The sequence below is a fragment of the Bacillus sp. MUM 116 genome, assembly GCF_001866655.1.
GTDB lineage: Bacteria > Bacillota > Bacilli > Bacillales > Cytobacillaceae > Neobacillus.
In genome coordinates this window covers 116,880-140,737 of the sequence record NZ_MLYR01000046.1, presented here as the reverse complement: position 1 = coordinate 140,737, position 23,858 = coordinate 116,880, and the positions used below count along the sequence as shown (strand labels likewise).

Here is a 23,858-nt window from a genome sequence, read left to right as displayed (position 1 = left end):
GCTTTCTCCTATCGTTCATGTTAAAATATGATTGGAGGTGAGCGCCATGCTTGCTACATCTGAACGAATTGAATTATTAGATTCTGCGGATGAATTGGCAAAAATGATTTTAGAATCTGATGTTGTGGAACAATATCAAATTTCCTTATATAAATTACAGCATAACCGGGAATCGCAAAGAAAGATAAAGCGTTTTGTCAGTGTAAAAGATCTTTATGAAGACGTGCAGCGCTTTGGTAAATACCACCCTGATTATAAAAAAATTATGACAGAAGTACGTGAATGTAAGCGTGAAATGGATCTAGATCCGCTGGTGGCTGATTTTAAATTGGCAGAAAATGATTTGCAAACCTTATTGGATAAAGTCAGCATCTTAATTGGCGGCGCTGTTTCAGAGCATATTAAAGTACCTACAGGTAATCCTTTTTTTGATACGGGACATAGCTGCAGCGGTGGCTGTGGCAGCGGCAGCTGTGGTTGATGAGAGAAAATCGGCTAACTCCAGCCGATTTTTTTAATACAGAAAAGTTTGAATTGAGTAATATTGATTTGGTATGCTAGACTTATTATATAATGATGGTTTGTTGAAGGGGAAAAAAGTATGTTTGTACAGAGACAAGGTTTAGTGATTTGGCTTTACTCATTAAAACAGGCCAAGATGTTACGACGCTTCGGGAATGTCCATTATGTTTCAAAAAAGCTGAAATATGTCGTTTTGTATTGTAATCAAGAGGATATTGAGGGAATTATGGAAAAACTAAATTCCTTTTCATTTGTAAAAAAAGTTGAACCATCCTACAAACCTTTTTTAAATAAGGAATTCGAAAATTCGTCGCCTGATAAGGCTAAAGAATACGACTATAAGATGGGAATATAAAAAGGTGAGGGCCTTCCTCACCTTTTTTGTCTAGCTCCAGCGCCTAGGGGCTCTAGGTCACAAGCCAATCCGTCAAGAAGGTTAAAAAGCAAACTTCCCACCGGCTCGTCTTATGCTTGTTGCCCCTGGCCAAGGCGCTTACGCTTTTCTTACTGTAATGGCATTATATAATGGTTTAATCTTAAAATCCCGATTAAGTGGTGAAAATATAATTCTTTTTCATGAAACATGGAGGATGCCTTCACTGAAAGTTCAATAACTGTTTTGTTAAGCTCCTCAGCGGTTTGAACAAATAAGTCGTACCGTTGATTCGGGACATAATTCGGATTCGGGATACCTTCCCGGCAAATATAGAGCGCCTGGAATTTTCCAGGGTCTGTTGGCTTTAAAACAACAACTAATGAGGTTACCTGCTTCGTATCAATTATTGTATGTAAGGCCATCATATGCACCAGCCGATGCTGATTTGCTTTTGAAAGTTCAATTAACTCATATATATCGGAAAAACCTTCACCTAATTCAATAAAACGTTGAATCACTAATATGACTCCCCTTTTTTTAAAATTCATCTTTACTTTAACATGGAAAGCATAAAGAAAAAACCCTGCAGAAATTAATCTGCAGGGTCCTTCTATATCCTTAACCAAGGATAGAAGGCAAAGGGAGAGGAGAAACCGGAGGAAGAACTTATGGGGAAACGTAAGTCTTCTCCGCGGTTGGCAACAACATCCTCGAATTGATGTTGTTAATAACATTATCCCCACAACGAAAAAGCTTATACACGTTTTTTTATTTTTTCTATTCCGCTGATAATTTGATTTGTTATTTGGCTAGTTTATTCAATTATGGTAGGATAAGGGGAGAAAAATGATATTTTAATTAAATGTGGTGATAGTTTTGAGAGTGGTTTCGGGAAGTTGTAAGGGAAGACCTCTTAAAGCGGTGCCAGGAAATACAACAAGGCCAACAACTGATAAGGTAAAAGAAGCTTTGTTTAATATGATTGGCCCCTATTTTAACGGTGGAATCGGACTTGATTTATTTGCAGGGAGCGGCGGCCTTGGAATTGAAGCAATAAGCAGGGGATTGGATAAAGTGATTTTTATTGATCGTGATGTCAAAGCCATTCAAGTCATACGTGAAAATATAAAATCGTGCAGTTTTGAAGAAAAAACTGAAGTTTATCGAAACGATGCCGACCGTGCCTTAAAAGCGTTAATTAAAAGAGAAATCCGTTTTGATTATATCTTTTTAGATCCACCTTACAAAAAACAGCAACTAGTAAGCTTAATGCAAAAAATTATGGAGGAAAAAATTTTAAAAGAAGATGGGCTTGTAGTATGTGAACATAGTCATGATGTAGAGCTGCCACAAGCTGTAGGGGAATTAACACAAATAAAATATGAAAAATATGGGATTATTGCAATTACGATTTATTCGACAATCAGTGATTAATGAGGGGGAGTCCTTTTGGCTAGCATAGCCGTTTGTCCAGGGAGTTTTGATCCAATTACATATGGCCATTTAGATATTATAAAAAGAGGGGCCAAAGTTTTCGATCAGATATATGTTGTAGTATTAAACAATTCTTCAAAAAATCCTTTATTTACAGTCGAAGAACGCATTCATTTGATTAATGAAGTAACAAAAGACCTGCCTAATGTTAAGGTTGATGAATTTTCCGGTTTGCTTGTGGAGTATGCCAAAAGAGTAAATGCGAATGCGATCATTCGCGGATTGCGCGCTGTTTCAGATTTCGAATATGAAATGCAAATTACTTCTATGAACAGGGTCTTAAATGAAGAAATTGAAACTTTCTTTATTATGACGAATAACCAATATTCTTTTTTAAGTTCGAGTATTGTGAAAGAGGTAGCCAAGTACGATGGAAAAATATCAGAACTTGTTCCTCCATATGTTGAAAAAGCTTTACATAAAAAATTTTATAAAAATAAATAAAAGAAGCCGGGCATACATAATGATTATGTCCGGCTTCTTTGTAATCTGAGAAATAAAAGTACTGTATAACAAGCAAGTGAAATAATCGTGATAAGCGGCCCGGCCTCAATCATTTGATCGTAAAGACTGTGGATCCATGATCCGTTTTCAAATAAACCAACAGGTATGGCGTTCGTTGGATGATCTGTTTGATAAAAACGAAGATAAACCGGCTTCCATAATAGATAGGCAAAAATACTGGCAAGTACTCCATGTATCATGCGCGCAATGAAAAATGGTTTGAAGCGGATATTGGCTTGAGCCAAAATACTTGCAACCTGCGCTTGAACACTAAAGCCGCTAAATGCCAGGATAAAGCTTACGATCATTGTTTGTTGCAAAAGTGGTGCATCATGCACCTGGCTTGTCAGTTTGCTCCCCAATGTAAGCTCAAATAATCCGGAAATAAAGGGAATACTTAAATTCTCTGTAAACGAAAACACAGAAAAAATCATTTTAACAAGTTTTGCCAAAAGTGTAGTTATATGTAAATGATAAAGAAGCGTATTTATGACTGAAAATAAAATAATAAATCCGCCAATCATTAACAAGGTTTGAATCGAGGAATTAACTGCATCTCCAAGCATTTTTCCAATTGGACGATTATCCTTAAGTCTTGTATGATGCAAGGTTGAAAAGGCCGATCGAATAATAAATTTTCGCTTTTGTTCATCGTGATGTCTGCTCTTGTCTCTGCCATAAAAGCGCATCATGATTCCGACACAGATATTACCTAAATAATGAGCCAAGGCAAGAATGACGCCCAATTTGGCATTATGAAAAAATCCTACCGCAACAGCACCAAAAATAAATAATGGGTTCGAAGAGTTTGTAAATGAAACAAGCCGCTCTGCTTCAATTTGGGTCAACTGCCCTTCCTGACGCAGGCGGGCTGTGAATTTTGCACCTGCAGGAAACCCGGAAGCCATTCCCATTGCCCATACAAATCCCCCCACGCCTGGCACGCGAAAAATAGGACGCATAAGGGGTTCCAACAGGACACCAATAAATTTAACGACTCCAAAGCCGATTAGCACCTCGGAAACGATAAAAAATGGCAGCAGGGATGGGAATACTATTTCCCACCACATCTTAAGACCACGGACTGAGGCTTCCAGGGATTCCTTTGGAAAGCTAATGAGAGAGGCAGCTAGAATAGTAATCAATAAGGATAAGACAATCGTTTTAAGTTTTGAACGAAACACAATGGGGACCTCCTTCCGAGGGGTAACAGTTACTATGCAATCTCCTAGTTTCAATGATAAAATAAGACATATTCATGCAAATGTACTTTTACAACTCGTCCTCATATAACTCAAATATACTCATAGTTCGAGAAATTAGACCATAAGATTGAACGAGATTTCACTTTTGCTGATGAGTGGGGTGGTAACTTTTATGGTACAGCCAATAATAGGGTTAGCACTTGGATCAGGTGGAGCGCGCGGGTTTGCGCATTTAGGTGTTATCAAGGGATTGTTGGATGAAGGTATTCCTATTCATTTGATAGCCGGCAGCAGTATGGGGGCCCTAGTCGGAAGTTTTTATGGTACTGGAATAGAAGTGAATCGTTTATACAAACTATCAATTGCCTTTAAACGAAAATACTTTTTAGATTTTACTGTTCCTAAAATGGGCTTTATCGCCGGAAAAAAAGTAAAGGAATTTGTCAGGGTTTTTACACATGGGAAAAATATTGAGGACTTATCACTTCCAATTGGAATTGTCGCAACGGACCTCTTAACCGGGGAAAAAGTAGTGTTTCGAACCGGTCCGGTTGCGGAAGCTGTTAGGGCCAGTATTTCAATACCGGGAATTTTTGTTCCTGAAAAGTACAAAGGGAGAATTTTAGTGGATGGCGGTGTTTCTGATCGTGTACCTGTATCGGTTGCAAAAGATATGGGTGCTGATATTGTCATTGCCGTGGATGTTTCAATGGTGAAAAGAAATGCTGAAATTACCTCGATTTATGATGTAATTATGCAAAGTATAGATATTATGCAGACTGAAATCATTAATACGAGGGAGATTGCTGCTGATATAATGATTCGGCCTCCGGTTGAAATGTTTAGTTCGCGCGCATTCACCAATATAGAAGAAATTATTAAAGCAGGAGAAGATGAAATTAAAAAACATATTCCTCAAATCAAACAGGTTATTGAGCAGTGGAAGGAGTAATGGTGGAATGCGTAAAAAAATATATGTCAGCTCTCTTATAATCATCATCATTCTTTTAATTGGCGGGTTGTTTTATACACTTCCCTATTATGTGACAAAACCAGGGATGGCAAAAGAGCTTCACCCCATTATAAAGGTGGAGGATGGTTACAATGAAAAGGGGAATTTTATGCTAACTACAGTAAGAATGGGGAGAGCAACTATCTATTCTTATCTGGAAGCAAAAATAAAAAAATATGAAGAACTCTATCCTGTAGATGAGGTTTTGGATAAAACAGAGACGGATGAAGAATATAATGCAAGACAGCTTTATCTCATGGCCCAGTCAAAATTAAATGCAATCGATGTTGCTTATCGAAAAGCAGGCCTTCCGGTCAATTACAAATATAAAGGGATTTATGTTGTAGATGTTGTGCCTGGAATGCCGGCGGATAGCAAGCTTCAAGCAGGTGATCGAATCTATAAGGTTGATGGGCATCAATTCCCATCTTCCGAAAAATTCATTTCTTATGTTGCGAAGAAAAATAAGGGTGACCAGGTAACCTTAACGTTTATGAGAAATAAAAAAACAAAAACAGCCAAAATTTATGTTCAGCCATTAAAAAAACAGCCGAATCGGGTTGGAATCGGAATTTATTTAGTTGATGACAAGGAGGTAAAAGTAAATCCTCCTGTTGAAGTAAAAACGGATGAAATTGGCGGTCCTTCAGCCGGTTTGATGTTTTCATTGGAAATCTATAATCAATTAACTAAAGAGGATTTGACGAAGGGCTATCAAATTGCCGGAACAGGTACGATTGATGTTGACGGAACTGTGGGTCCGATTGGCGGCATTGAACAAAAAATTGTAGCTGCAAATAAAGCAGGGGCAGAAATCTTTTTTGCTCCAAATGAAAAGGGTGTCAAAGGTTCAAACTACCGGGCAGCTGTGAAAACTGCAAAGGAGATTAAAACAAAAATGAAGATTGTCCCGGTAGATTCATTTGATGAAGCTGTTGTCTATTTAGAAAAATTGCCTGAAAAATAAAAGACGGTGCCGCGCACCGTCTTTTATTCTAATATGATGGGGGATTGTTTAAATTCTTGCTGTATAAATTCATTTCTTACCTTTTCAGGTAATGCAAATGCATAGATTTGTGAAGCTTTGATATCAAGCATAATTTCTTTTTGTTTATAGGAAGATAACTTTGAAACTAGTGGGAGTTTTAACCCGGATTTCACTTTGTTCAAATAGGCTTTTCCTTGTTGCGTCATCCCCAATAATCGTAAATACTTTGCACTTTCAGGCTTTTTCATACCTTCCCTTGCTGTATTTGTTAAAATATGTACACAAATTCGTTGCAGCCTTGTCCAGGTATATCGTTTCGTTTTGATTTTTTCCATAAATTCTTGAAAACTACTGGAAGTCAAAGCTGCTGCGATTAGCCGATTTTCAATTCCCTCTTCCACTTCATAAATATTCCTCAGCTCTTCCGGACTGCATTGCAGGATTCGAAACTGTAAATAACCCCAATAATTTTCCCACTGCTGAAATCCACCGTAAAGGTTGGAAAATTCCCGTAATAATTCTCTTGTTTGTTCAGGAACATATTGATCAATTGGTCTGGCATCTTCAGGGGAAAAGAGCGCTTTCCGAATGCTCGTAGCGCTGGCAATCGTTTCTGAAGCAAAATGCTCATCATGATAATTGGCATTCATTCGAGCGACAGTTAAAGGTTTCATTTGGCTATTCAATTTTTTTACCGATTTGATATATTGAAATCCGAGGATGTTATTAGGTTTTGCCAGGTTTAATAATCCTTCAGTTTCATTAAATTCTTGAAAGGATAAAGCTAATGCCTTTGGGTAGCTGACACCGGTTTTAATATGCCGTTTAACCTTTTCATTAAGGGTAACCTGATGCTCTTCCATAAAGTCAATCGTACGCAAAAATGAGGAAATATCACCGCTTTCACTTCCAAAACAAAAAGATTCACAATGGACCGCGTCCAGTATAGAAACAGCCCCATCGGCAAAAACCTCGGCATTTTGGGTTGCGAATTGATAAGGAAGCTCAAAAACAAGATCTACTCCTCCCAATAATGCCATTTTCGTTCGGTACCACTTGGAAACGAGGGCAGGTTCTCCTCTTTGCAGAAAATTTCCGCTCATTACCGCAATCACAATATCAGCATTCGCTGTTTCTCTTGCTGCTTGAACATGAAAGGCATGTCCATTATGAAATGGATTGTATTCGACTATTACACCAACAGCTTTCAATGGGTAATTTCCCTCCATTTTTTATATTTTCGTATATTTATTATAACGGATTAAAAGGGAGTATCTTATATATCCCCCTCATTTTATTATTCTTACGCGTTTTTAATCGTTGTCATCCCATTCATATCCATGCCAATGTCCGTTCCAATCATGATTATTCCAGCCATTTCCATTCCAATCATACCCGTTATGGAGATGTCCATAATAATATCCAGGGTAACCTATGTGATAATATGGCATACCTGCTCCCCATGATCCATAAGGTCCTACTCCCACATAAAGGGGCCCTCCAAAGTAACCTCCGCCCATAGACATTGTAGGAAAAGACTGTGGTGAATTGTACATATTGATAACATCTTCTTTCTCATTTTCGCAATACCTTATGAAATTACAATTTTAGAAGAGCTTATCCATTAAACAAATAAGCATTATGACAATATAAATGTTTGTAAAGAGTGTAAGTGGACACACTTATAAGTGATTGCTTTTTACGGATATTTATTTGAAGAAATCACCTTTATGGGTGTAAAGAAAAAACATTGACAAAAATTTAATCGAAGGCTATAATTACTTTTGTTGCCTTGGGGTGATTCAATTGAAATGGACATTAAGCCAAATACAAAAATATCGTAACAAGGATTTTCCGATTGATGAAACGATTCGGGTTGATGAGATTAAACAAGATGATCCAACTATCCGAGAGGTATCTACTATGCACATTACCGGCAAAGGGGATATTGATTCAACGAAAGTGACGTTTCATATAAAAATTGAAGGTCATTTAATTCTTCCTTGTTCTCGTACCTTAGTGGATGTAAAACTCCCTATCAATGTCGAAACAACTGAAACATTCCTCTTACATGCTTCAGAATATGAAACTGAAGAGGAAGTTTATCAGGTAAAAGGTGATGTGATTGATTTAATGCCAATCATTAGAGAAATCCTTTTACTTGAGATTCCGATGCAGGTTTTTTGCGAAGATGTCAAAAATGAAGAAGCTGCACCGCAATCCGGTAAGGATTGGGAAGTGATTCATGAAGAGGATCAATCGAAAAAAATTGATCCAAGACTAGCAGGACTTGCTAAGTTTTTTGACAATGACAATTCTTCCGAATCATAATCGGAAAAACACGTTGCAAAATGGAAATCCTAGGGTTTTCATAACTTTCTTTATACTCTTTAAGGAGGTGGGAAGAATGGCTGTACCTTTTAGAAGAACTTCTAAAACTGCAAAGAGAAAACGTCGTACTCATTTTAAATTAAACGTACCTGGTATGGTAAGTTGCCCAAACTGTGGTGAAATGAAACTCGCTCACCGCGTATGTAAAGCTTGCGGAACATACAAAGGAAAAGACGTTGTTAACGACTAATTTTCAATAAGGATAAAAAGCACAAGGACATAGAGCCTTGTGCTTTTGTCGTTAATAAGAGATGATCATAAAAGAACAATCCATACATATTTCAGATTGAAAGGTGAAGGGGGAACGGAATTTGGCCTATACCATTGAGAAATCAGAAAAGGGATATTTATTATTTACCATCACAAGAAGTGATAAAAGAAATGCTGTGAATTATGAGGTTATGGAAGGGCTTTCGGAAGCTATTCGACTTTCAGCAGCCCCTGATGTTTTGGCCTTGGTTATCACGGGCGAAGGGGAGAATGCATTTTGTTCAGGTGGTGACTTAGCAGTGTTTCACCTACTTGAAAAAGAGGAAGATGCCTATTCGATGCTTTCAGAAATGTCAAAAATTCTTTATTCTTTGTTAACTTTACCAGTACCGACTATTGCCATTATGAATGGACATGCGGTTGGAGGTGGATGTGAGATAGCCATAGCCTGTGATTTTCGTTTGGCGCGAGAGGGAACAAAAGCAGGTTTCATTCAAGGCAAGCAGGCAATTACAACAGGCTGGGGAGGGGGAACGATTTTGGCGGAAAAGCTGCCAAATCCTGTTTTCATGAAGTTGTTAATGGATGCCGAAATTCATCATGCAGAAAGATTAAATGAAATAGGATTGATTGACGCCATATACGAGACTGACCCAATAAAAGCATGTGAATTATATCTCGAAAATCTCTTATCCAAGGACAAAGATGTTTTGCAAGCCTATAAACAGATTTGGATTAGAAGGTGGGAGGAAACGAAACTGCAAGAAAGAATAGAGAAGGAAGTTCGAACTTGTGCCCGTCTTTGGGAAAGTGAAGCCCATCATCATTATGTCCAAATGTTTTTGAATAAAAAATCAAAGAATTAACCATGAAATCGGGTACTGTTTCAGTCTATCTTTTCTAGTAGATGCATATGTATGAATAAAAACACTAGGAGGGATTCTGAAATGTCGCCAACTCGTCAAGATGCATGGTCACAAGATGAAGATTTATTGCTTGCCGAAGTTGTCTTAAGGCATATCCGTGAGGGAGGAACGCAGCTGCAGGCGTTTGAGGAAGTAGGTAAACAACTTTCCAGAACTGCAGCAGCCTGTGGCTTCCGGTGGAATTCTTTTGTCAGGAAACAATATAAATCAGGGATTGAACTTGCCAAAAAACAACGAAAAGAATTGAAAAAGCATGTGTCTCAAGTGGAAGAAGAGAAACTTAGTGAAGAGGTGATGGAAATCACTACAATTAAAACAAATAGTGAAACTGTAAGTTTTCAAACCGTTATCCATTTTTTAGAGGGGCTTCATAGGAAGGCAGAGGTTAGTTCAAACATTGAAGATGACCGGGAAAAATCAGTTGAAAAAATCAAAGAATTAGAAAAGAAAATCTTCTATCTGGCAGCGGAAAATGAAAAACTAAGTAAAAACTTAAAAGCAATTGAGGAAGATTATCGATCCTTAATTGAAATTATGGAAAGAGCAAGAAAAATGGTCGTCCTTCAGGAGGAAGATCGTCAGCAAAAGGTAAGATTCCAAATGGACAAAAACGGGAACCTTGAAAGAGTTGAAAAATAAAAAGCGGACATTTATGTCCGCTTTTTATTTTAGTTCTGCTGCGCTTCTACACCTTCTGGATACCATACAAGTGGATTTTCGCCCCGGTCGCGTTCCATATCATATTCAACGGCATCGAAATCCATTTTATTCCAAAATTCACTGGAATGGACCCTAGGATTTGTTTTAATAGGCAGACCAAAACTTTTTGCAAATTCTACAAGTTGTCTGCCATAGCCTTTTCCTTGATAGTCAGGCAGTACCTCAAGCTTCCATAGTTCTAAATAATTTTGTGGCGGGTAGAAATAGCGGTCAAATTTCGCGTCAATTTGATATAAACTCATTCTTGCTACAAGTGTGTCTCCGAAATAAATACCATAAAATGGTGAGTCGCTATAATCTTCCACCATATTTTCTTGTAAGTCTTCTAGCATAGATAACTCTTGAATGCCGTATTGCTTGAATTTTTTAAATTCCTCAAGTGTTTTAAAATTAACTCTTAGCTTTTCAACTTTTGATGCCATGGTAAGAACCCCCTATTAATGATTAATAACATCATCCGTATATATTCAAGTATGACTGAATAAAATGGAAAGAAAATAATTTCTGAATAATTCAAACCAAACTACTTTTATTATATAACAAAATTAAAAAAAATTCCTCCATTAAACTTTAGGAAGCGTTTTCAAAAATAGCAGGAAAATTCGTGAATGTTGTAGAAACATATAATGTGGGCGGACAAAAGGTTCAGAAAGGGGAAATCATGTGCAAAAAATTTTAATTGCCAACAGGGGAGAAATTGCGCTTCGGATTATAAAAACCTGTCATGAAATGGGGATTGAGACAGTTGCAATCTATTCAGATGCCGATAGAGAAATGCCCTATGTTAAAGCGGCATCCAAAGCCGTGTATGTTGGTGAGCCTCAGGTTACGAAATCCTATCTGCAGGTAGAAAAAATTTTAGCCATTGCCAAAGATGAAAAGGTGGATGCCATTCATCCAGGATATGGATTTTTATCTGAAAATGCCAGGTTTGCCTTAAGAACCATCAAGGAAGGAATCATTTTTATCGGTCCTAAGCCGGAGGTCATTGAGCTAATGGGGGATAAAATCGTATCGCGGCAAGCAATGGAACGGGCAGGTGTTCCAGTGGTGCCCGGCAGCAGTCATGGATTAAAGACATTGGAAGATGCATGCTCTTTGGCCAAAACGATTGGATACCCTGTAATGCTCAAAGCAAGTGGCGGAGGTGGAGGTATCGGAATGGTGTTATGTGAAAATGAGCAAGCGCTCGTTAAAACATATGCTTCGACAAAGTCAAGAACTTTGGCTTATTTTGGTGTTGATGAAGTTTTTATCGAAAAATATATTGCAAACTCAAGACATGTTGAAATACAAGTTTTTGGTGATAACCATGGCAATATTGTTCATTTATATGAAAGAGACTGTTCCATTCAAAGAAGACATCAAAAGGTTGTAGAAGAAACTCCGTCTCCTTTCCTATCCAATAAATCCGGAGAAAAAATGTATGAAACTGCCATCAAGGCGGCAAAAGCAGTAGACTACACAAATGCCGGAACGATTGAATTCATAGTGGATGAACAAGGGGATTTCTATTTTTTGGAAATGAATACAAGGCTACAGGTAGAGCATCCTGTTACCGAACAAATCACAGGAATTGACCTAGTTAAATGGCAAATTTTGATTGCACGAGGAGAAAAACTTCCTAAAAAGCAATCGGAAATCAAGTCTGTTGGTCATGCAATTGAATTTCGGCTTTATGCGGAGGATCCTGTTCGGTTTTTACCGTCTCCTGGTAAAATTACCGTTTTCGAGTGGGAAAAAAGGCAAGGTGTCCGCGTGGATGCCGGTTATGAAAGTGGAGGAACTGTATCTCCTTTTTATGATCCTATGATTGCTAAATGTATTTTCTATGGAGAGTCACGCAGTGAGGCATTGTCGCTTGCAGGAAATTTTTTTACCAGCTTGAAAATTGAAGGGATTAAAACGAACGCCCCAATTTTCCTAAGAATTCTCGGTAATGATGAGTTTCAAAAGGGTTTTTACACCACCAATTTCTTAACAAAACAATTAGTAGACTAAGGAGTTGATGAACATGAGAGAAATTAGTGCATCAATGGCTGGAACAGTTTTAAATATTTTTGTTTCAAACGGTGATGGTGTGAAATTGGGGCAAGAAGTATTAATACTTGAATCAATGAAAATGGAAATCCCGATTGAAAGTTCAACTGAAGGCATTGTCAGAGAATGTAAAGTGAGTACCGGTGATTTTGTTAATGAAGGCGATATTTTGCTTGTAATCGAATAGCTGGATAAGGAGGAGGACAATGGCGACAACCAATACCTTGAACGAACAACTTATCGAAAATCGTAAAAGAATTGATGCGGGGGGCCACGTAAAATATCATGAAAAACTAAAAGAACAAAACAAACTGTTTGTTCGAGACCGACTAGCATTATTATTTGATGAAGGTAAATATGAGGAAGATGGGAAATTTGCAAATTTTCAAGCGGGAGATTTGCCTGCTGATGGTGTTGTTTGTGCAATTGGTAAGATTAATGGTCAAACCGTTTGTGTCATGGCGAATGATTCTACCATTAAAGCAGGATCATGGGGAGCCCGAACGGTTGAAAAAATTATCCGCATTCAAGAAACGGCGGAAAAATTAAAGGTTCCATTACTTTACCTGGTGGACTCTGCAGGTGCGCGAATCACCGACCAATTAGAGATGTTTCCAAATCGGCGCGGTGCCGGAAAGATTTTCTATAATCAAGTAAAGCTTTCCGGCATGATCCCGCAAATCTGTTTACTTTTCGGACCTTCTGCTGCCGGCGGTGCCTATATTCCGGCATTCTGTGATATTGTCATTATGGTTGATCAAAATGCCTCCATGTATCTTGGTTCACCTCGCATGGCGGAAAAGGTAATAGGTGAAAAAGTCAGCCTGGAAGAAATGGGCGGTGCCCGGATGCATTGTTCGGTAAGTGGCTGTGGCGATGTACTTGTTTATAGTGAAGAAGAAGCGATTGAATCTGCTAAAAAATACCTGGGTTATTTTCCCGCGAGCTTTAAAGAAAAAACAAAGTTAACAGCCGGGACTGCACCAAAGGAAGGTCGTGACCTGGAAGCGATAATTCCGGAAAATCAAAATGCCCCGTTTGATATGTATGAATGTATTGACCGCCTAGTGGATTTGGAGAGTTTTTATGAAATTAAAAAGCTGTTTGCGGCAGAGCTTATCACGGGATTGGCGAGAATCAACGGCCGAGCAGTAGGAATCATCGCCAATCAGCCAAAAGTAAAAGGCGGTGTCTTGTTTGTGGATTCCGCTGATAAAGCGGCCAAGTTTATACAACTTTGCGATGCATTTCATATCCCTTTATTATTCCTTGCCGATGTCCCAGGCTTTATGATTGGAACAAAAGTAGAGCGGGCCGGAATTATCCGGCACGGAGCCAAATTAATTGCTGCGATGAGCTCTGCCACGGTCCCAAAAATTTCCGTCATTGTGAGAAAAGCATATGGTGCAGGGCTTTATGCAATGGCTGGTCCAGCCTTTGAGCCGGACTGCTGTATCGCTTTACCAACAGCACAAATTGCCGTAATGGGGCCGGAAGCAGCTGTAAATGCAGTTTATTCTAATAAAATAAACCAAATTGTCGACCCGAAAGAAAAAATCGCTTTTGTACAAGAAAAGCATACGGAATATAAAGAAAGCATTGATATTTATAAGCTTGCCTCAGAGTTAATTGTTGACGAAATCGTTGCACCGAAGGAACTGCGCGATGTATTAATTCAGCGTTTAGCTTATTATGAAACAAAAGAATTAGCATTCAGCGTTCGTAAACATCCTGTTTATCCTGTATAAAAACAGCCCCTTTTCGCTTTTGTGAAAAGGGATTTTTCTTATCATGAGAAAAAGCTTTTGGTAAAATAATAGAAAAGTGAAAAAATGAGGGATTTTCTTGAAAATTGGAATTATTGGTGCCGGGTCGCTTGGATTATTATTTGCATCCTATTTGAGCCGTGTTTTTAACGTTACACTTTATACTCGTTCAGAAGAGCAGGCACACTCAATTGAAAAAAACGGAATAATTTTAAAAAAGGACAATAATGAAACGCAAGCATTTGTCGATGCTTTTCCGGTAACGAAATGGGACGGGACGGAAGACTTAACTTTTATTGCAGTGAAAGGATATCAACTAGCCGAGATTATTGATAGAATAAATAGTTTATCATTAACCCCGAAAAAACTGTTATTTTTACAAAACGGGATGGCCCATATAAAGCAATTGGAGAGCCTGAAGGGACCGCAGGTTTATATTGGTTCGGTTGAACATGGTGCATATCGGGAAAATGCTTATACTGTCAGCCATAATGGGGAGGGTGTCACAAATGTTGCAGTTTTTCGCGGAGATCATTTCGTTTTAAAGGAATTGACTGCATTGGTCCCATGTGAATTTCCAATGGTCATTAAGGATGATTTTTATGAAATGTTGGTGAATAAACTAATTGCCAATGCAGTGATCAATCCATTAACTGCCATCCTTGGAGTAAAAAATGGTGAATTAATCAAAAACGAATTTTATTTTCAGACTGTCGTCCGTTTATTTGATGAGATTTCAATTCTTTTAAATTTAGATAAACCTGAACCTCATTTCAAGAAAATAGTTGAGATCTGCAATAAAACGGCTGACAATCGTTCTTCGATGCTCAAAGATATTGAAGCAAATCGAAAAACAGAAGTGGAAGCCATATTAGGCTTTTTATTGGAAAAAGCAAGAAGTGGGTCGATGAATGCTCCACTTGTTGAAAGTCTTTATTTCCTAATAAAGGGTAAGGAGCTTAAAATTGGTGATTTTCGATGATCACCATTTTATCGACAATTTTATCTGTTTTTTTCGTTCTACCTCCATTTGGATTTATTGCTGCTTATATGTTTTTCAGGTTTCTAACAAAGAATAAGCGTAAATCTGTCCATAAGGCATTGGATTTTACGACGGTTTTGTTTATTATTGCTGTTCATTTTTTAATTCTTACCATTTGGGGGAAATCGTTTTTCTGGATCATAATAGTAATAATGATTTTCATTGCGATGACGTTTGTGGTGGTTCATTGGAAAATAAAAGGTGAGATTCTTTTCGGTAAGTTGTTAAAAGGATTTTGGAGATGTAATTTTGTCCTTTTTTTCCTTGCCTACATGGCTCTTACATTTTATGGGTTGATTCATCGGGCCTTGACTTTTACCTTTTTCTCATAAAAAAATATCGTTTTCAAGAATTTTCTCCTGCATTAACGTGCAGTAAGCTCCCCATTTTAAGAACTTGAGGAACCTAGCTAAGTGGGGGATCAACTGCCCGTAACTGCCCGATTTGTGAGATACAGTGAAACTTGCCGCTGCGTCAGCAGGGGCTTAGTTGAACCAATCGGGTTCGTACTGTCTCTTTAACAGGGCGTCAGCCTTGTTATTAGAGACAGTAGAACGGGACTAACAATCAGTGGGAAAAAGCCCCCACTGATTGAAGTTTCACTTTCATAAGCAAAGTTTTTTTTGAAAAACAGTGGTTAATGCTATACTCTTAAGGAATGAATATGGTTGATTAGAAAGGATGTACATTAATGGAGATTTTAAATCTCTCTTTACCGGCTGTAAACCGCTTTGCTTCTAATTATTTGGAACAGGCAGCTGATATACAAACATTTTTCCATTATCGATATAATCAAATATCTGATGACCAGGATCGATTAACAGAATTGAAAAATCGTCGTTTCCCCCGTGAAAAACTAACTGAACATATTAGGGGATTTATGAAGGGATATCCTTCATCGAAAGCGGTGGAAAAATCTTTTGAAAAGCTGCTAAATCCTGAAAGCGTGGTTGTCATAGGGGGGCAGCAGGCAGGCATATTAACAGGACCTCTTTACTCGATACATAAAGTGATCTCCATCATTAAATTAGCTGAGCAAAAAGAACGTCAACTAGGCGTTCCTGTAATCCCTGTATTTTGGATTGCCGGTGAGGACCATGACTTTCAAGAGGTAAATCATGTTTTTGTTCCGGTAGATAAAAGAGTGGATAAATGGATTTATCCAGAGAAAGTTTTTCAAAAGAAAATGGTTTCTGATATTCACTTGGATAAAGACATCTGTCTGGCCTGGGTGCAAAATGTAATTGAAAACTTCGGTGAAACCAATCATACCAACAAGCTTATTGCATTTGCTGAGGAGCAAATAAGCAAATCTGTTACGTTTGTTGATTTTTTTGCAAACATTGTAATGGAGATGTTTAAAGATTACGGCTTATTAATTATTGATTCAGGAGACCGGCTTTTCCGACAGATTCAAAAAGAGTTTTTGACTGAGCAAATAATTCATCATAATTCGATTACCTATTCGTTATTAAAACAGCAGAATGAAATCAGTCAAAAGGGTTATCCCATAACAATTGAAGCAAATGAACGGGCTGCAAATTTATTCTATTACGATGAAAGATTGAATGAGAGAATTCTTCTCGAATACAATTTGGAAACAGACCGATTTGTGGGGAAGAGTGGGAGCATCTCACTAACAAAGGATGAATTAATGGAGATTGCAGGGACAGAACCTGAAAAGTTAAGCAATAATGTGGTGACAAGACCTTTAATGCAGGAATTGCTTTTTCCAACCATTGCTTTTATTGCCGGCCCTGGAGAAATTTCATATTGGGCGGAATTAAAGCTTGTTTTTGAATTGTTTAATATGAAAATGCCACCGATTGTTCCAAGGCTGAATATTACATTCCTCGATCGTTCTATTGAAACGGACTTGGATGAATTAAATTTATCTTTGTCTACTGTTTTAACGAAGGGGTCATCAAAGGAAAAAGAGCAGTTCCTTGACTCGGTAAAAGATAAAGAAGCGGAAGATTTATTTTTGGCTGCAAAGGAACAATTGACGTCGCAATACCGATTGATTGAAGCGAAAACTGTCAAGCTTGATAAAGGCCTTCTTCCATTATTAAAGAAAAATGAGATCAAGCTCATTAAAGAACTGGAATTCATGCAAAAGAAATTGGAGGATTCCGTGAAATTAAAATATGATGTCATCCTGAACAAATTTAATCGTGTGGATCTTTCGTTAAGACCTGACGGGTTCCCGCAGGAAAGAACTTGGAATATATTTTATTATTTAAATCAATACGGACTTGATTTAATTAGAAATATTATGGAACTAAGCTTTGAGTTTGATGGACGACATAAAATAATAAAAATGTAGAAACTTCCCGTTTTGTGAAGTTTCTTTTTTTTGAGAAAAATTACAAGTTTTAAAGGGATTTTAAATCTTGAAAACGAATAGTAAAAATAAGTGGAGGAAAGTGGGGGAATGTGGTACATTTTATATAGAAAGTGGGGGTAGGGGCTATGTTCATGGGTGAATACCATCACAGCATTGATAACAAAGGCCGTTTGATTGTGCCCTCCAAATTTCGTGATGATTTAGGTGAAATGTTTATTATCACAAGAGGTTTGGATCAATGTTTGTTTGGTTACCCATTAACAGAGTGGAAAGTATTGGAGGAAAAACTGAAAGGTTTACCGCTGACCAAGAAAGATGCCCGTGCATTTACTCGATTTTTCTTCTCAGGTGCCACTGAAAGTGAATTGGACAAGCAAGGAAGAGTTAATATTCCTGCCCCATTGCTTCAATATGCAAAACTGGAAAAAGAATGTGTCGTCCTCGGTGTTTCCAATCGAATTGAAATATGGAGTAAACAGATTTGGGAAGACTATTTTGACCAGTCTGAAGAATCTTTTGCTGATATAGCAGAAAATATGATTGGCTTTGATATATAATGGAAAAGTTATATGAAAATAACTCATTATATATCGTTTCGATTGGATAAGGTGGTTAGAAAAATGTTTGAACATACAACAGTGTTATTAAACGAAGCTGTAGAAGGTCTGAATATTAAACCGGATGGTATTTATGTTGATTGTACGCTAGGCGGTGCAGGGCATAGTTCCCTCATTCTTTCAAAATTAGGTTCCGAGGGAAAACTATATGCCTTTGACCAGGATGAGGCGGCGATTGCTCATGCGAAGGAAAAGTTATCGCCTAATCTAGAAAAATTGACCATTATTAAAAGTAATTTTTTACATTTAAAGGATGAACTCGAAGCCTTAGGAATCAGGAAAGTTGATGGTGTTCTTTATGATTTAGGGGTTTCATCCCCACAGTTAGACACACCGGAAAGAGGATTCAGCTATCATCATGATGCCCCATTGGATATGAGAATGGATCTTGAAGCACACACTTCGGCCTATGATGTCGTTAATCATTGGGATTATGAAGATTTAGTCCGAATCTTTTTTCGCTATGGTGAAGAGAAATTTTCTAAGCAAATCGCAAGGAAAATTGAAACAGCACGAGAATCCAGACCAATTGAGACAACAGCTGAATTGGTTGAAATAATAAAGGACGCAATCCCTGCGCCGGCTCGGAGAAAAGGCGGACATCCAGCCAAAAGAATTTTTCAGGCGATAAGAATTGCCGTAAACGACGAATTATCCGTTTTTGAACAGTCATTAAACCAAGCAATTGACATTTTAAATCCGGGAGGAAGAATCAGTGTGATTACTTTCCATTCGCTAGAGGACCGGATTTGTAAGGCGGCATTTAAAAAGGCGAGCACAGCCCCTGATTTACCCCATGGTTTACCGATTATTCCAGATCAGTACAAACCAACATTAAAATTAATCTCTCGAAAACCAATTCTTCCATCTGAAGAAGAACTCGAACAAAACAATCGTGCCCGATCTGCGAAGCTTCGAATCGCAGAAAAAATATAAAAAATAGCTGGAGGGGAAAAATTTGAGTAATCTTGCCAGGAAATATCAAGAGCAGCAACAAGTTTCAGAATCGATTCAAGCAAAACCGAAAGTAATAGTTAAAAAGTCCTGGCTCACACCCGGGGAGAAGGTACTCGGTATAGCGTTTGCCGGTATGGTTTGTTTCGGAGCCATTCACATGATTTCGAATCAAGCGCAAATTTGGCAGGTGAATAAAGCGATTCAAGAATCTGAATCCACGATTGAAATGCAAAAGAAAGCAAATAATGACTTAAAAGTTCAAGTAAGCGAACTAAGTACGTATGAACGTATTTATGAAAAAGCAAAGGAAATGGGACTCGTTTTAAATGAAAATAACGTCAAGGTTGTGCAAAAATGATTAAGAAACAGCCCTATATGAATGTTGGAGCAGCCTGTTTATTTGTAATATTCGGCCTGCTCTTTTTTGTATTACTTTTCCGCTATTTTTCAATTGAAATATCCGGTGAAGCTGCCGGGCAGCCGCTTGCGGCCAAGGCAATGAAAAAATATACACGAACAGGAACACTCGAAGCCACAAGAGGGATTATTTATGATCGAAATGGAGAAGTTGTCGCAGAAGACACAGCTTCCTATTCACTTTTGGCCATTTTAAGTAAAAAGATGACGACGGACCCGAAGCATCCAATGCATGTCACGGACCCTCAGAAAACAGCGATGGAATTGGCAAAATACATTAATATGGATGAAACGGAGATTTATAGAAGATTAAACCAACCAAATATGTTCCAGGTTGAATTTGGCCGGGCAGGGAAAGATATTTCGATTGAAACGAAAAGGAAAATTGAGGATTTAAAGCTTCCAGGGATTACCTTCATTCCGCAAATGAAACGTTTCTATCCAAACGGAATATTTGCCTCCCATTTAGTAGGGTATACGGATCCAGTTGAACAAAAAGATAAATCGTATAAAATGGTTGGACAAATGGGGATTGAAAAAACGCTAAACAATTATTTAACTGGAACAAATGGAAAACTAAATTATGAAAGTGACCTATGGGGCTATATTCTCCCAGATAAAAAGGAAAACATTTCTCCGGCCAAGGATGGGGATGATGTTTATTTAACAATTGATCAGAAAATCCAAACATTTTTAGAAGATGCGATGAATAATGTGGCAAAGAAATATAAGCCGAAAAAAATTATCGCGATTGTTGCGGATCCAAAAACGGGTGATATTTTAGCAATGGGACAGCGTCCGTCCTTTGATCCGAAAACGAAAGAAGGGATTACGGACGGCTGGCATAACGAGGCAATTGAAACTTCTTATGAGCCGGGGTCGACAATGAAGATTTTTACCCTTGCTGCGGCTGTAAATGAAGGAGTCTTTAATCCGAATGAAAAGTATAAATCGGGTTCTTATCAAGTTTCACCTCGGTCACCTGCGATACATGACCATAATTATTCGGGGTGGGGAACCATTTCGTATTTAGAAGGTTTGCAGCGTTCATCGAATGTAGCCTTTGCCAAGATTGCAGATGAGAAATTGGGCTTTGAGAAATTCAGGGAGTATTTAAGCAAATTTGGCTTTGACCGGCCGACAGGAATTGACCTTCCAAATGAAGCAGCAGGAAGAATTCAATTTAATTACCCAATCGAAAAAGTAACTACAGCGTTTGGTCAAGGGACTGCCGTTACACCAATAGAACTAATTCAAGCAGCCACAGCTATTGCCAATGACGGGAAAATGATGAAGCCGCACGTGGTGGATAAAATTGTAAATCATGATACTGGAAAAGTAATTAAACAGACAGAAACCGAAGTCGCTGGCACACCAATAACAGCACAAACAGCGAAAACAGTCAGAGATTATCTTGAAACGGTTGTTACTTCTAAAAATGGAACAGGACATCGGTACAAGATTGATGGCTATAGTGTTGCTGGTAAAACAGGTACTGCGAATATTCCAAACCCTAATGGGGGTGGATATTTAACAGGGCAACAGAATTATATTTTTTCCTTTTTAGGGATGGCACCAAAAAATGATCCGAAATTAATTGTTTATGTTGCCGTGCAGCAGCCGCAAATTGACAACTATGAATTGGGCTCCCGCCCTGTTTCGGAGATCTTTAATCCGGTGATGAAAAATAGTTTGCAATACTTAAATATCCGCCCTTCCAAATTGGAAAAATCCACTTCTGTTAAGATTGGTGATTTCTCCGGAGCTTCGGTAACGGAAACCGTCAAAGATTTAAAAAGTCAAGGATTTAATCCAATTGTTCTCGGAAAGGGACCAGATGTAACCATGCAGCTTCCAAAGGCTGGAACAACGATATTAGAAGGTGAAAAAGTATTATTAGGAACTAGTGGTGATTTGATTGCTCCTGATATGACGGGTTGGTCACTACGGGATGTTATGCAACTTGCAGAAATAGCTGATTTAAAGTTTAATGTTGCGGGCAGTGGTTATGTCGTGAAACAGAATCTTACTCCTGGTTCTCCATTAAAATCGGGAGAAAATCTGATCGTTCAATTGCAATCTCCGGAACAGCAGTCAAAAAACATAGGGAATACCGGACAAGAAAAAAATTCTGATCAAACTCCTAGCGATTAGAAAACTCGCCCATTTTTAGTGGGCGAGTTTTCTTTTTCCTTACGGTCTATTCGCAATTGTACAAGCATATAAATGGAACGACCACACAAAGGAGGCTCGTTCAAAGTATGCGTGTTTCAAATGTAACTGTCCGTAAACGGTTAATGATTGCACTTTTCGTTGGAATACTTGTCTTTTTAATTATTGATGTCAGACTTGGGTATGTACAGTTTTTTCTTGGCGATATGTTGACCAATCGTGCCAAAGATTCATGGAGCAGGAATATCCCATTTGAGCCTGAACGTGGAGAGATAGTCGACCGAAATGGGGTCCCATTAGCAACAAATATCAGTGCTCCAACCGTTTGGGTTGTTCCAAGACAAATTAGCAACCCTGCGGAAACAGCCGAAAAACTTGCCTCCGTGTTAAATATTACAAAGGAAAAGGCTTATAAGGAAATTACCCAGGGACAATCGATTGTCAGAGTCAAAGAGGGTAGGAAAATTTCCCATGAAAAGGCGAAAGAAATAAGGGCATTAGGTCTTGATGGAATTTATATAGGTGAAGATTCTAAACGCCATTATCCGTTTGGAAGCTATCTTTCCCATGTTCTTGGCTTTGCTGGAGTGGACAACCAGGGGTTGATGGGACTTGAGAAGTATTATGACAAGGAACTAAGCGGGGAGCGGGGAGCTGTAAAATTTTATGCCAACGCAAAAGGAAAACGGATGAACGATATGCCGGATGATTATGAAGCACCCAAAAATGGTCTTGATTTACAATTAACCATTGATACGAAAATCCAAACCATTATGGAACGGGAATTAGATATTGCCGAGGCTAAATATAATCCAGATGGAATTATTGCCATCGCAATGAATCCGAATAATGGGGAAATATTAGGAATGTCCAGCCGCCCTACTTTTGATCCCTCCAATTTTAGAAATGTCCCTCAGGAAGTATATAACCGGAACCTTCCTGTGTGGTCAACATATGAACCTGGTTCTACCTTCAAAATTATTACCCTTGCTGCTGCTTTGGAAGAAGGAAAAGTGAATTTGGAGAAGGAGCATTTCCATGATCCTGGATATGTAACGGTGGCGGGTGCAAGACTCAGATGTTGGAAACGCGGCGGTCATGGCGATGAAACATTTTTACAGGTTGTGCAAAATTCATGTAACCCGGGATTTGTTGAACTGGGAGAACGGTTGGGTAAAGATACCTTGTTTAAATATATTAAGAATTTTGGTTTTGGCCAAAAGACAGGAATTGATTTACAAGGTGAAGGAACAGGGATTTTATTTAATATGAATCGGGTTGGTCCGGTAGAATTGGCAACTACTGCTTTTGGTCAGGGAGTATCGGTGACTCCGATTCAGCAGGTTACAGCGGTTGCAGCGGCTGTTAACGGTGGAATACTTTATAAGCCCTATATTGCAAAGGAGATTTTTGATCCTCTAACAAATGAAGTGGTGATGAGAAATACACCTGTGGCAAAACGAAGAGTGATTTCCGAAGCAACGTCTAAAAAGGTCCGCGAAGCACTTGAAAGTGTTGTTGCTCAAGGGACTGGGGGAAAGGCGTTTGTTGACTCTTATCGGATTGGTGGTAAAACCGGTACAGCACAAAAAGCACAAAATGGCCGTTATTTAGAAAATAATTATATTCTCTCCTTTGTTGGCTTTGCACCTGCTGATGACCCGCAGCTTGTAGTTTATGTGGCTGTTGATAATCCGAAGGGCGTTGTTCAATTCGGGGGACAAGTAACGGCGCCGATTGTTGGAAATATTATGAAGGACAGCCTGCGTGCCATGGGCGTTGAGCCTCGCAAAAACCAAATTGAGAAGAAAAAGGCTTGGGATGATGTCCCTGTTATCGAACTGCCTGATTTTGTTGGAATGACAAAGAGTGAAATTGGTGAGCAAATGATTAATTTGAAAATTGATGCGAGCGGTGAAGGGGATGTAGTGGTAAGGCAATCTCCTGCTCCGGGAACAAAATTAAAAGAAGGTTCGAAAATTAGACTTTATTTTGGGAATGGTGAATAGATATAAAAGTAATGGGGTAGGCGGCTGGAATATGTATTCTGCCGCCTATTTTTCCGCTGCAATTAATGGTAGAATGGAATTTGGTTTTAATTTCATGTAAAATAGGAAAAGCGTAAGCGCCTCGATCAGCCAACATCACTGAA

At 38.5% G+C, this 23,858-nt stretch carries 26 protein-coding genes; 21 read left to right on the top strand and 5 right to left on the bottom strand.

Annotated elements, in window-relative coordinates:
- Nucleotides 1-46 precede the first annotated feature (46 nt).
- Both BIV60_RS13180 and BIV60_RS13175 read left to right on the top strand, forming a co-directional pair.
- Entirely contained in the window at nt 47-481 is a 435-nt protein-coding gene (locus BIV60_RS13180; protein WP_071356201.1) for a YlbF/YmcA family competence regulator, read from the top strand.
- A 120-nt stretch (nt 482-601) separates the two neighbouring features.
- The gene (locus tag BIV60_RS13175) at nt 602-877 is read left to right on the top strand and encodes a YlbG family protein (protein ID WP_071356200.1); all 276 of its coding nucleotides are present in this window, start codon (nt 602-604) and stop codon (nt 875-877) included.
- Nucleotides 878-1,026: 149 nt separating this feature from the next.
- On the opposite strand, the gene BIV60_RS13170 is transcribed toward BIV60_RS13175, so the two are convergent.
- Nucleotides 1,027-1,416 (bottom strand): DUF7147 family protein, encoded by a 390-nt coding sequence (locus BIV60_RS13170; RefSeq protein ID WP_071356199.1) that lies wholly within the window; start codon nt 1,414-1,416, stop codon nt 1,027-1,029.
- Between the two features lie 358 nt (nt 1,417-1,774).
- Here BIV60_RS13170 and rsmD point away from each other — a divergent pair, with 358 nt between their 5' ends.
- The gene (gene rsmD / locus BIV60_RS13165; protein WP_071356198.1) at nt 1,775-2,332 is read left to right on the top strand and encodes a 16S rRNA (guanine(966)-N(2))-methyltransferase RsmD; all 558 of its coding nucleotides are present in this window, start codon (nt 1,775-1,777) and stop codon (nt 2,330-2,332) included.
- A 15-nt stretch (nt 2,333-2,347) separates the two neighbouring features.
- Nucleotides 2,348-2,836 carry a pantetheine-phosphate adenylyltransferase gene (gene coaD, locus BIV60_RS13160; protein ID WP_071356197.1) on the top strand — a complete coding sequence of 163 codons (489 nt, stop codon included), beginning with the start codon at nt 2,348-2,350 and terminating at the stop codon, nt 2,834-2,836.
- Nucleotides 2,837-2,859: 23 nt separating this feature from the next.
- Here the strand turns inward: coaD and ylbJ are convergent, their stop codons facing one another.
- The gene (ylbJ, locus tag BIV60_RS13155) at nt 2,860-4,080 is read right to left on the bottom strand and encodes a sporulation integral membrane protein YlbJ (protein ID WP_071356196.1); all 1,221 of its coding nucleotides are present in this window, start codon (nt 4,078-4,080) and stop codon (nt 2,860-2,862) included.
- A 193-nt stretch (nt 4,081-4,273) separates the two neighbouring features.
- Between ylbJ and BIV60_RS13150 the strand changes: the two genes are divergently transcribed.
- Entirely contained in the window at nt 4,274-5,053 is a 780-nt protein-coding gene (locus tag BIV60_RS13150; RefSeq protein ID WP_071356195.1) for a patatin-like phospholipase family protein, read from the top strand.
- A gap of 7 nt (nt 5,054-5,060) precedes the next feature.
- Nucleotides 5,061-6,080 (top strand): SepM family pheromone-processing serine protease, encoded by a 1,020-nt coding sequence (locus BIV60_RS13145; RefSeq protein ID WP_071356194.1) that lies wholly within the window; start codon nt 5,061-5,063, stop codon nt 6,078-6,080.
- A gap of 23 nt (nt 6,081-6,103) precedes the next feature.
- Here the strand turns inward: BIV60_RS13145 and BIV60_RS13140 are convergent, their stop codons facing one another.
- Nucleotides 6,104-7,312, bottom strand: a complete 1,209-nt coding sequence (locus BIV60_RS13140) for a nucleotidyltransferase (protein WP_071356193.1) — start codon at nt 7,310-7,312, stop codon at nt 6,104-6,106.
- Nucleotides 7,313-7,414: 102 nt separating this feature from the next.
- Nucleotides 7,415-7,588 (bottom strand): hypothetical protein, encoded by a 174-nt coding sequence (locus BIV60_RS29660; RefSeq protein WP_177177289.1) that lies wholly within the window; start codon nt 7,586-7,588, stop codon nt 7,415-7,417.
- A gap of 319 nt (nt 7,589-7,907) precedes the next feature.
- Between BIV60_RS29660 and BIV60_RS13135 the strand changes: the two genes are divergently transcribed.
- From BIV60_RS13135 to BIV60_RS13120, 4 genes are all read left to right on the top strand, one after another.
- Nucleotides 7,908-8,432 carry a YceD family protein gene (locus BIV60_RS13135; RefSeq protein ID WP_071356192.1) on the top strand — a complete coding sequence of 175 codons (525 nt, stop codon included), beginning with the start codon at nt 7,908-7,910 and terminating at the stop codon, nt 8,430-8,432.
- A gap of 76 nt (nt 8,433-8,508) precedes the next feature.
- Nucleotides 8,509-8,682 carry a 50S ribosomal protein L32 gene (rpmF, locus tag BIV60_RS13130; protein WP_024029176.1) on the top strand — a complete coding sequence of 58 codons (174 nt, stop codon included), beginning with the start codon at nt 8,509-8,511 and terminating at the stop codon, nt 8,680-8,682.
- A 121-nt stretch (nt 8,683-8,803) separates the two neighbouring features.
- The gene (locus BIV60_RS13125) at nt 8,804-9,568 is read left to right on the top strand and encodes an enoyl-CoA hydratase/isomerase family protein (RefSeq protein ID WP_071356191.1); all 765 of its coding nucleotides are present in this window, start codon (nt 8,804-8,806) and stop codon (nt 9,566-9,568) included.
- Nucleotides 9,569-9,649: 81 nt separating this feature from the next.
- Nucleotides 9,650-10,267, top strand: coding sequence for an RsfA family transcriptional regulator (locus BIV60_RS13120; protein WP_071356190.1), 618 nt, complete (start codon nt 9,650-9,652; stop codon nt 10,265-10,267).
- Nucleotides 10,268-10,296: 29 nt separating this feature from the next.
- Here the strand turns inward: BIV60_RS13120 and BIV60_RS13115 are convergent, their stop codons facing one another.
- Complete coding sequence (locus tag BIV60_RS13115; protein ID WP_071356189.1) at nt 10,297-10,770, bottom strand: N-acetyltransferase; 474 nt, start codon at nt 10,768-10,770, stop codon at nt 10,297-10,299.
- Between the two features lie 241 nt (nt 10,771-11,011).
- Between BIV60_RS13115 and BIV60_RS13110 the strand changes: the two genes are divergently transcribed.
- From BIV60_RS13110 to BIV60_RS13060, 11 genes are all read left to right on the top strand, one after another.
- Entirely contained in the window at nt 11,012-12,349 is a 1,338-nt protein-coding gene (locus tag BIV60_RS13110; protein ID WP_071356188.1) for an acetyl-CoA carboxylase biotin carboxylase subunit, read from the top strand.
- A gap of 13 nt (nt 12,350-12,362) precedes the next feature.
- Nucleotides 12,363-12,575, top strand: a complete 213-nt coding sequence (locus BIV60_RS13105) for an acetyl-CoA carboxylase biotin carboxyl carrier protein subunit (RefSeq protein WP_071356187.1) — start codon at nt 12,363-12,365, stop codon at nt 12,573-12,575.
- Nucleotides 12,576-12,594: 19 nt separating this feature from the next.
- Nucleotides 12,595-14,136, top strand: a complete 1,542-nt coding sequence (locus BIV60_RS13100; protein WP_071356186.1) for an acyl-CoA carboxylase subunit beta — start codon at nt 12,595-12,597, stop codon at nt 14,134-14,136.
- 97 nt (nt 14,137-14,233) lie between these two features.
- Nucleotides 14,234-15,136, top strand: coding sequence for a 2-dehydropantoate 2-reductase (locus BIV60_RS13095; RefSeq protein WP_071356185.1), 903 nt, complete (start codon nt 14,234-14,236; stop codon nt 15,134-15,136).
- The gene (locus tag BIV60_RS13090) at nt 15,133-15,528 is read left to right on the top strand and encodes a DUF3397 domain-containing protein (RefSeq protein ID WP_071356184.1); all 396 of its coding nucleotides are present in this window, start codon (nt 15,133-15,135) and stop codon (nt 15,526-15,528) included. The genes BIV60_RS13095 and BIV60_RS13090 overlap by 4 nt, the downstream gene beginning before the upstream one ends.
- 359 nt (nt 15,529-15,887) lie before the next feature.
- Nucleotides 15,888-17,522: a bacillithiol biosynthesis cysteine-adding enzyme BshC gene (gene bshC, locus BIV60_RS13085; protein WP_071356183.1), complete on the top strand. Its 1,635-nt coding sequence runs from the start codon at nt 15,888-15,890 to the stop codon at nt 17,520-17,522.
- Nucleotides 17,523-17,668: 146 nt separating this feature from the next.
- Nucleotides 17,669-18,100, top strand: a complete 432-nt coding sequence (mraZ, locus tag BIV60_RS13080) for a division/cell wall cluster transcriptional repressor MraZ (RefSeq protein WP_071356182.1) — start codon at nt 17,669-17,671, stop codon at nt 18,098-18,100.
- Between the two features lie 63 nt (nt 18,101-18,163).
- A complete protein-coding gene (gene rsmH, locus BIV60_RS13075; RefSeq protein WP_071356181.1) occupies nt 18,164-19,096 on the top strand; it encodes a 16S rRNA (cytosine(1402)-N(4))-methyltransferase RsmH in 933 nt (310 codons plus the stop codon).
- Nucleotides 19,097-19,118: 22 nt separating this feature from the next.
- Entirely contained in the window at nt 19,119-19,475 is a 357-nt protein-coding gene (gene ftsL, locus BIV60_RS13070; protein ID WP_071356180.1) for a cell division protein FtsL, read from the top strand.
- The gene (locus BIV60_RS13065; protein WP_071356179.1) at nt 19,472-21,688 is read left to right on the top strand and encodes a penicillin-binding protein; all 2,217 of its coding nucleotides are present in this window, start codon (nt 19,472-19,474) and stop codon (nt 21,686-21,688) included. Before ftsL ends, BIV60_RS13065 begins: the two co-directional genes overlap by 4 nt.
- A gap of 107 nt (nt 21,689-21,795) precedes the next feature.
- Nucleotides 21,796-23,715 carry a stage V sporulation protein D gene (locus tag BIV60_RS13060; protein WP_071356178.1) on the top strand — a complete coding sequence of 640 codons (1,920 nt, stop codon included), beginning with the start codon at nt 21,796-21,798 and terminating at the stop codon, nt 23,713-23,715.
- The last annotated feature ends 143 nt before the right edge of the window (nt 23,716-23,858 follow it).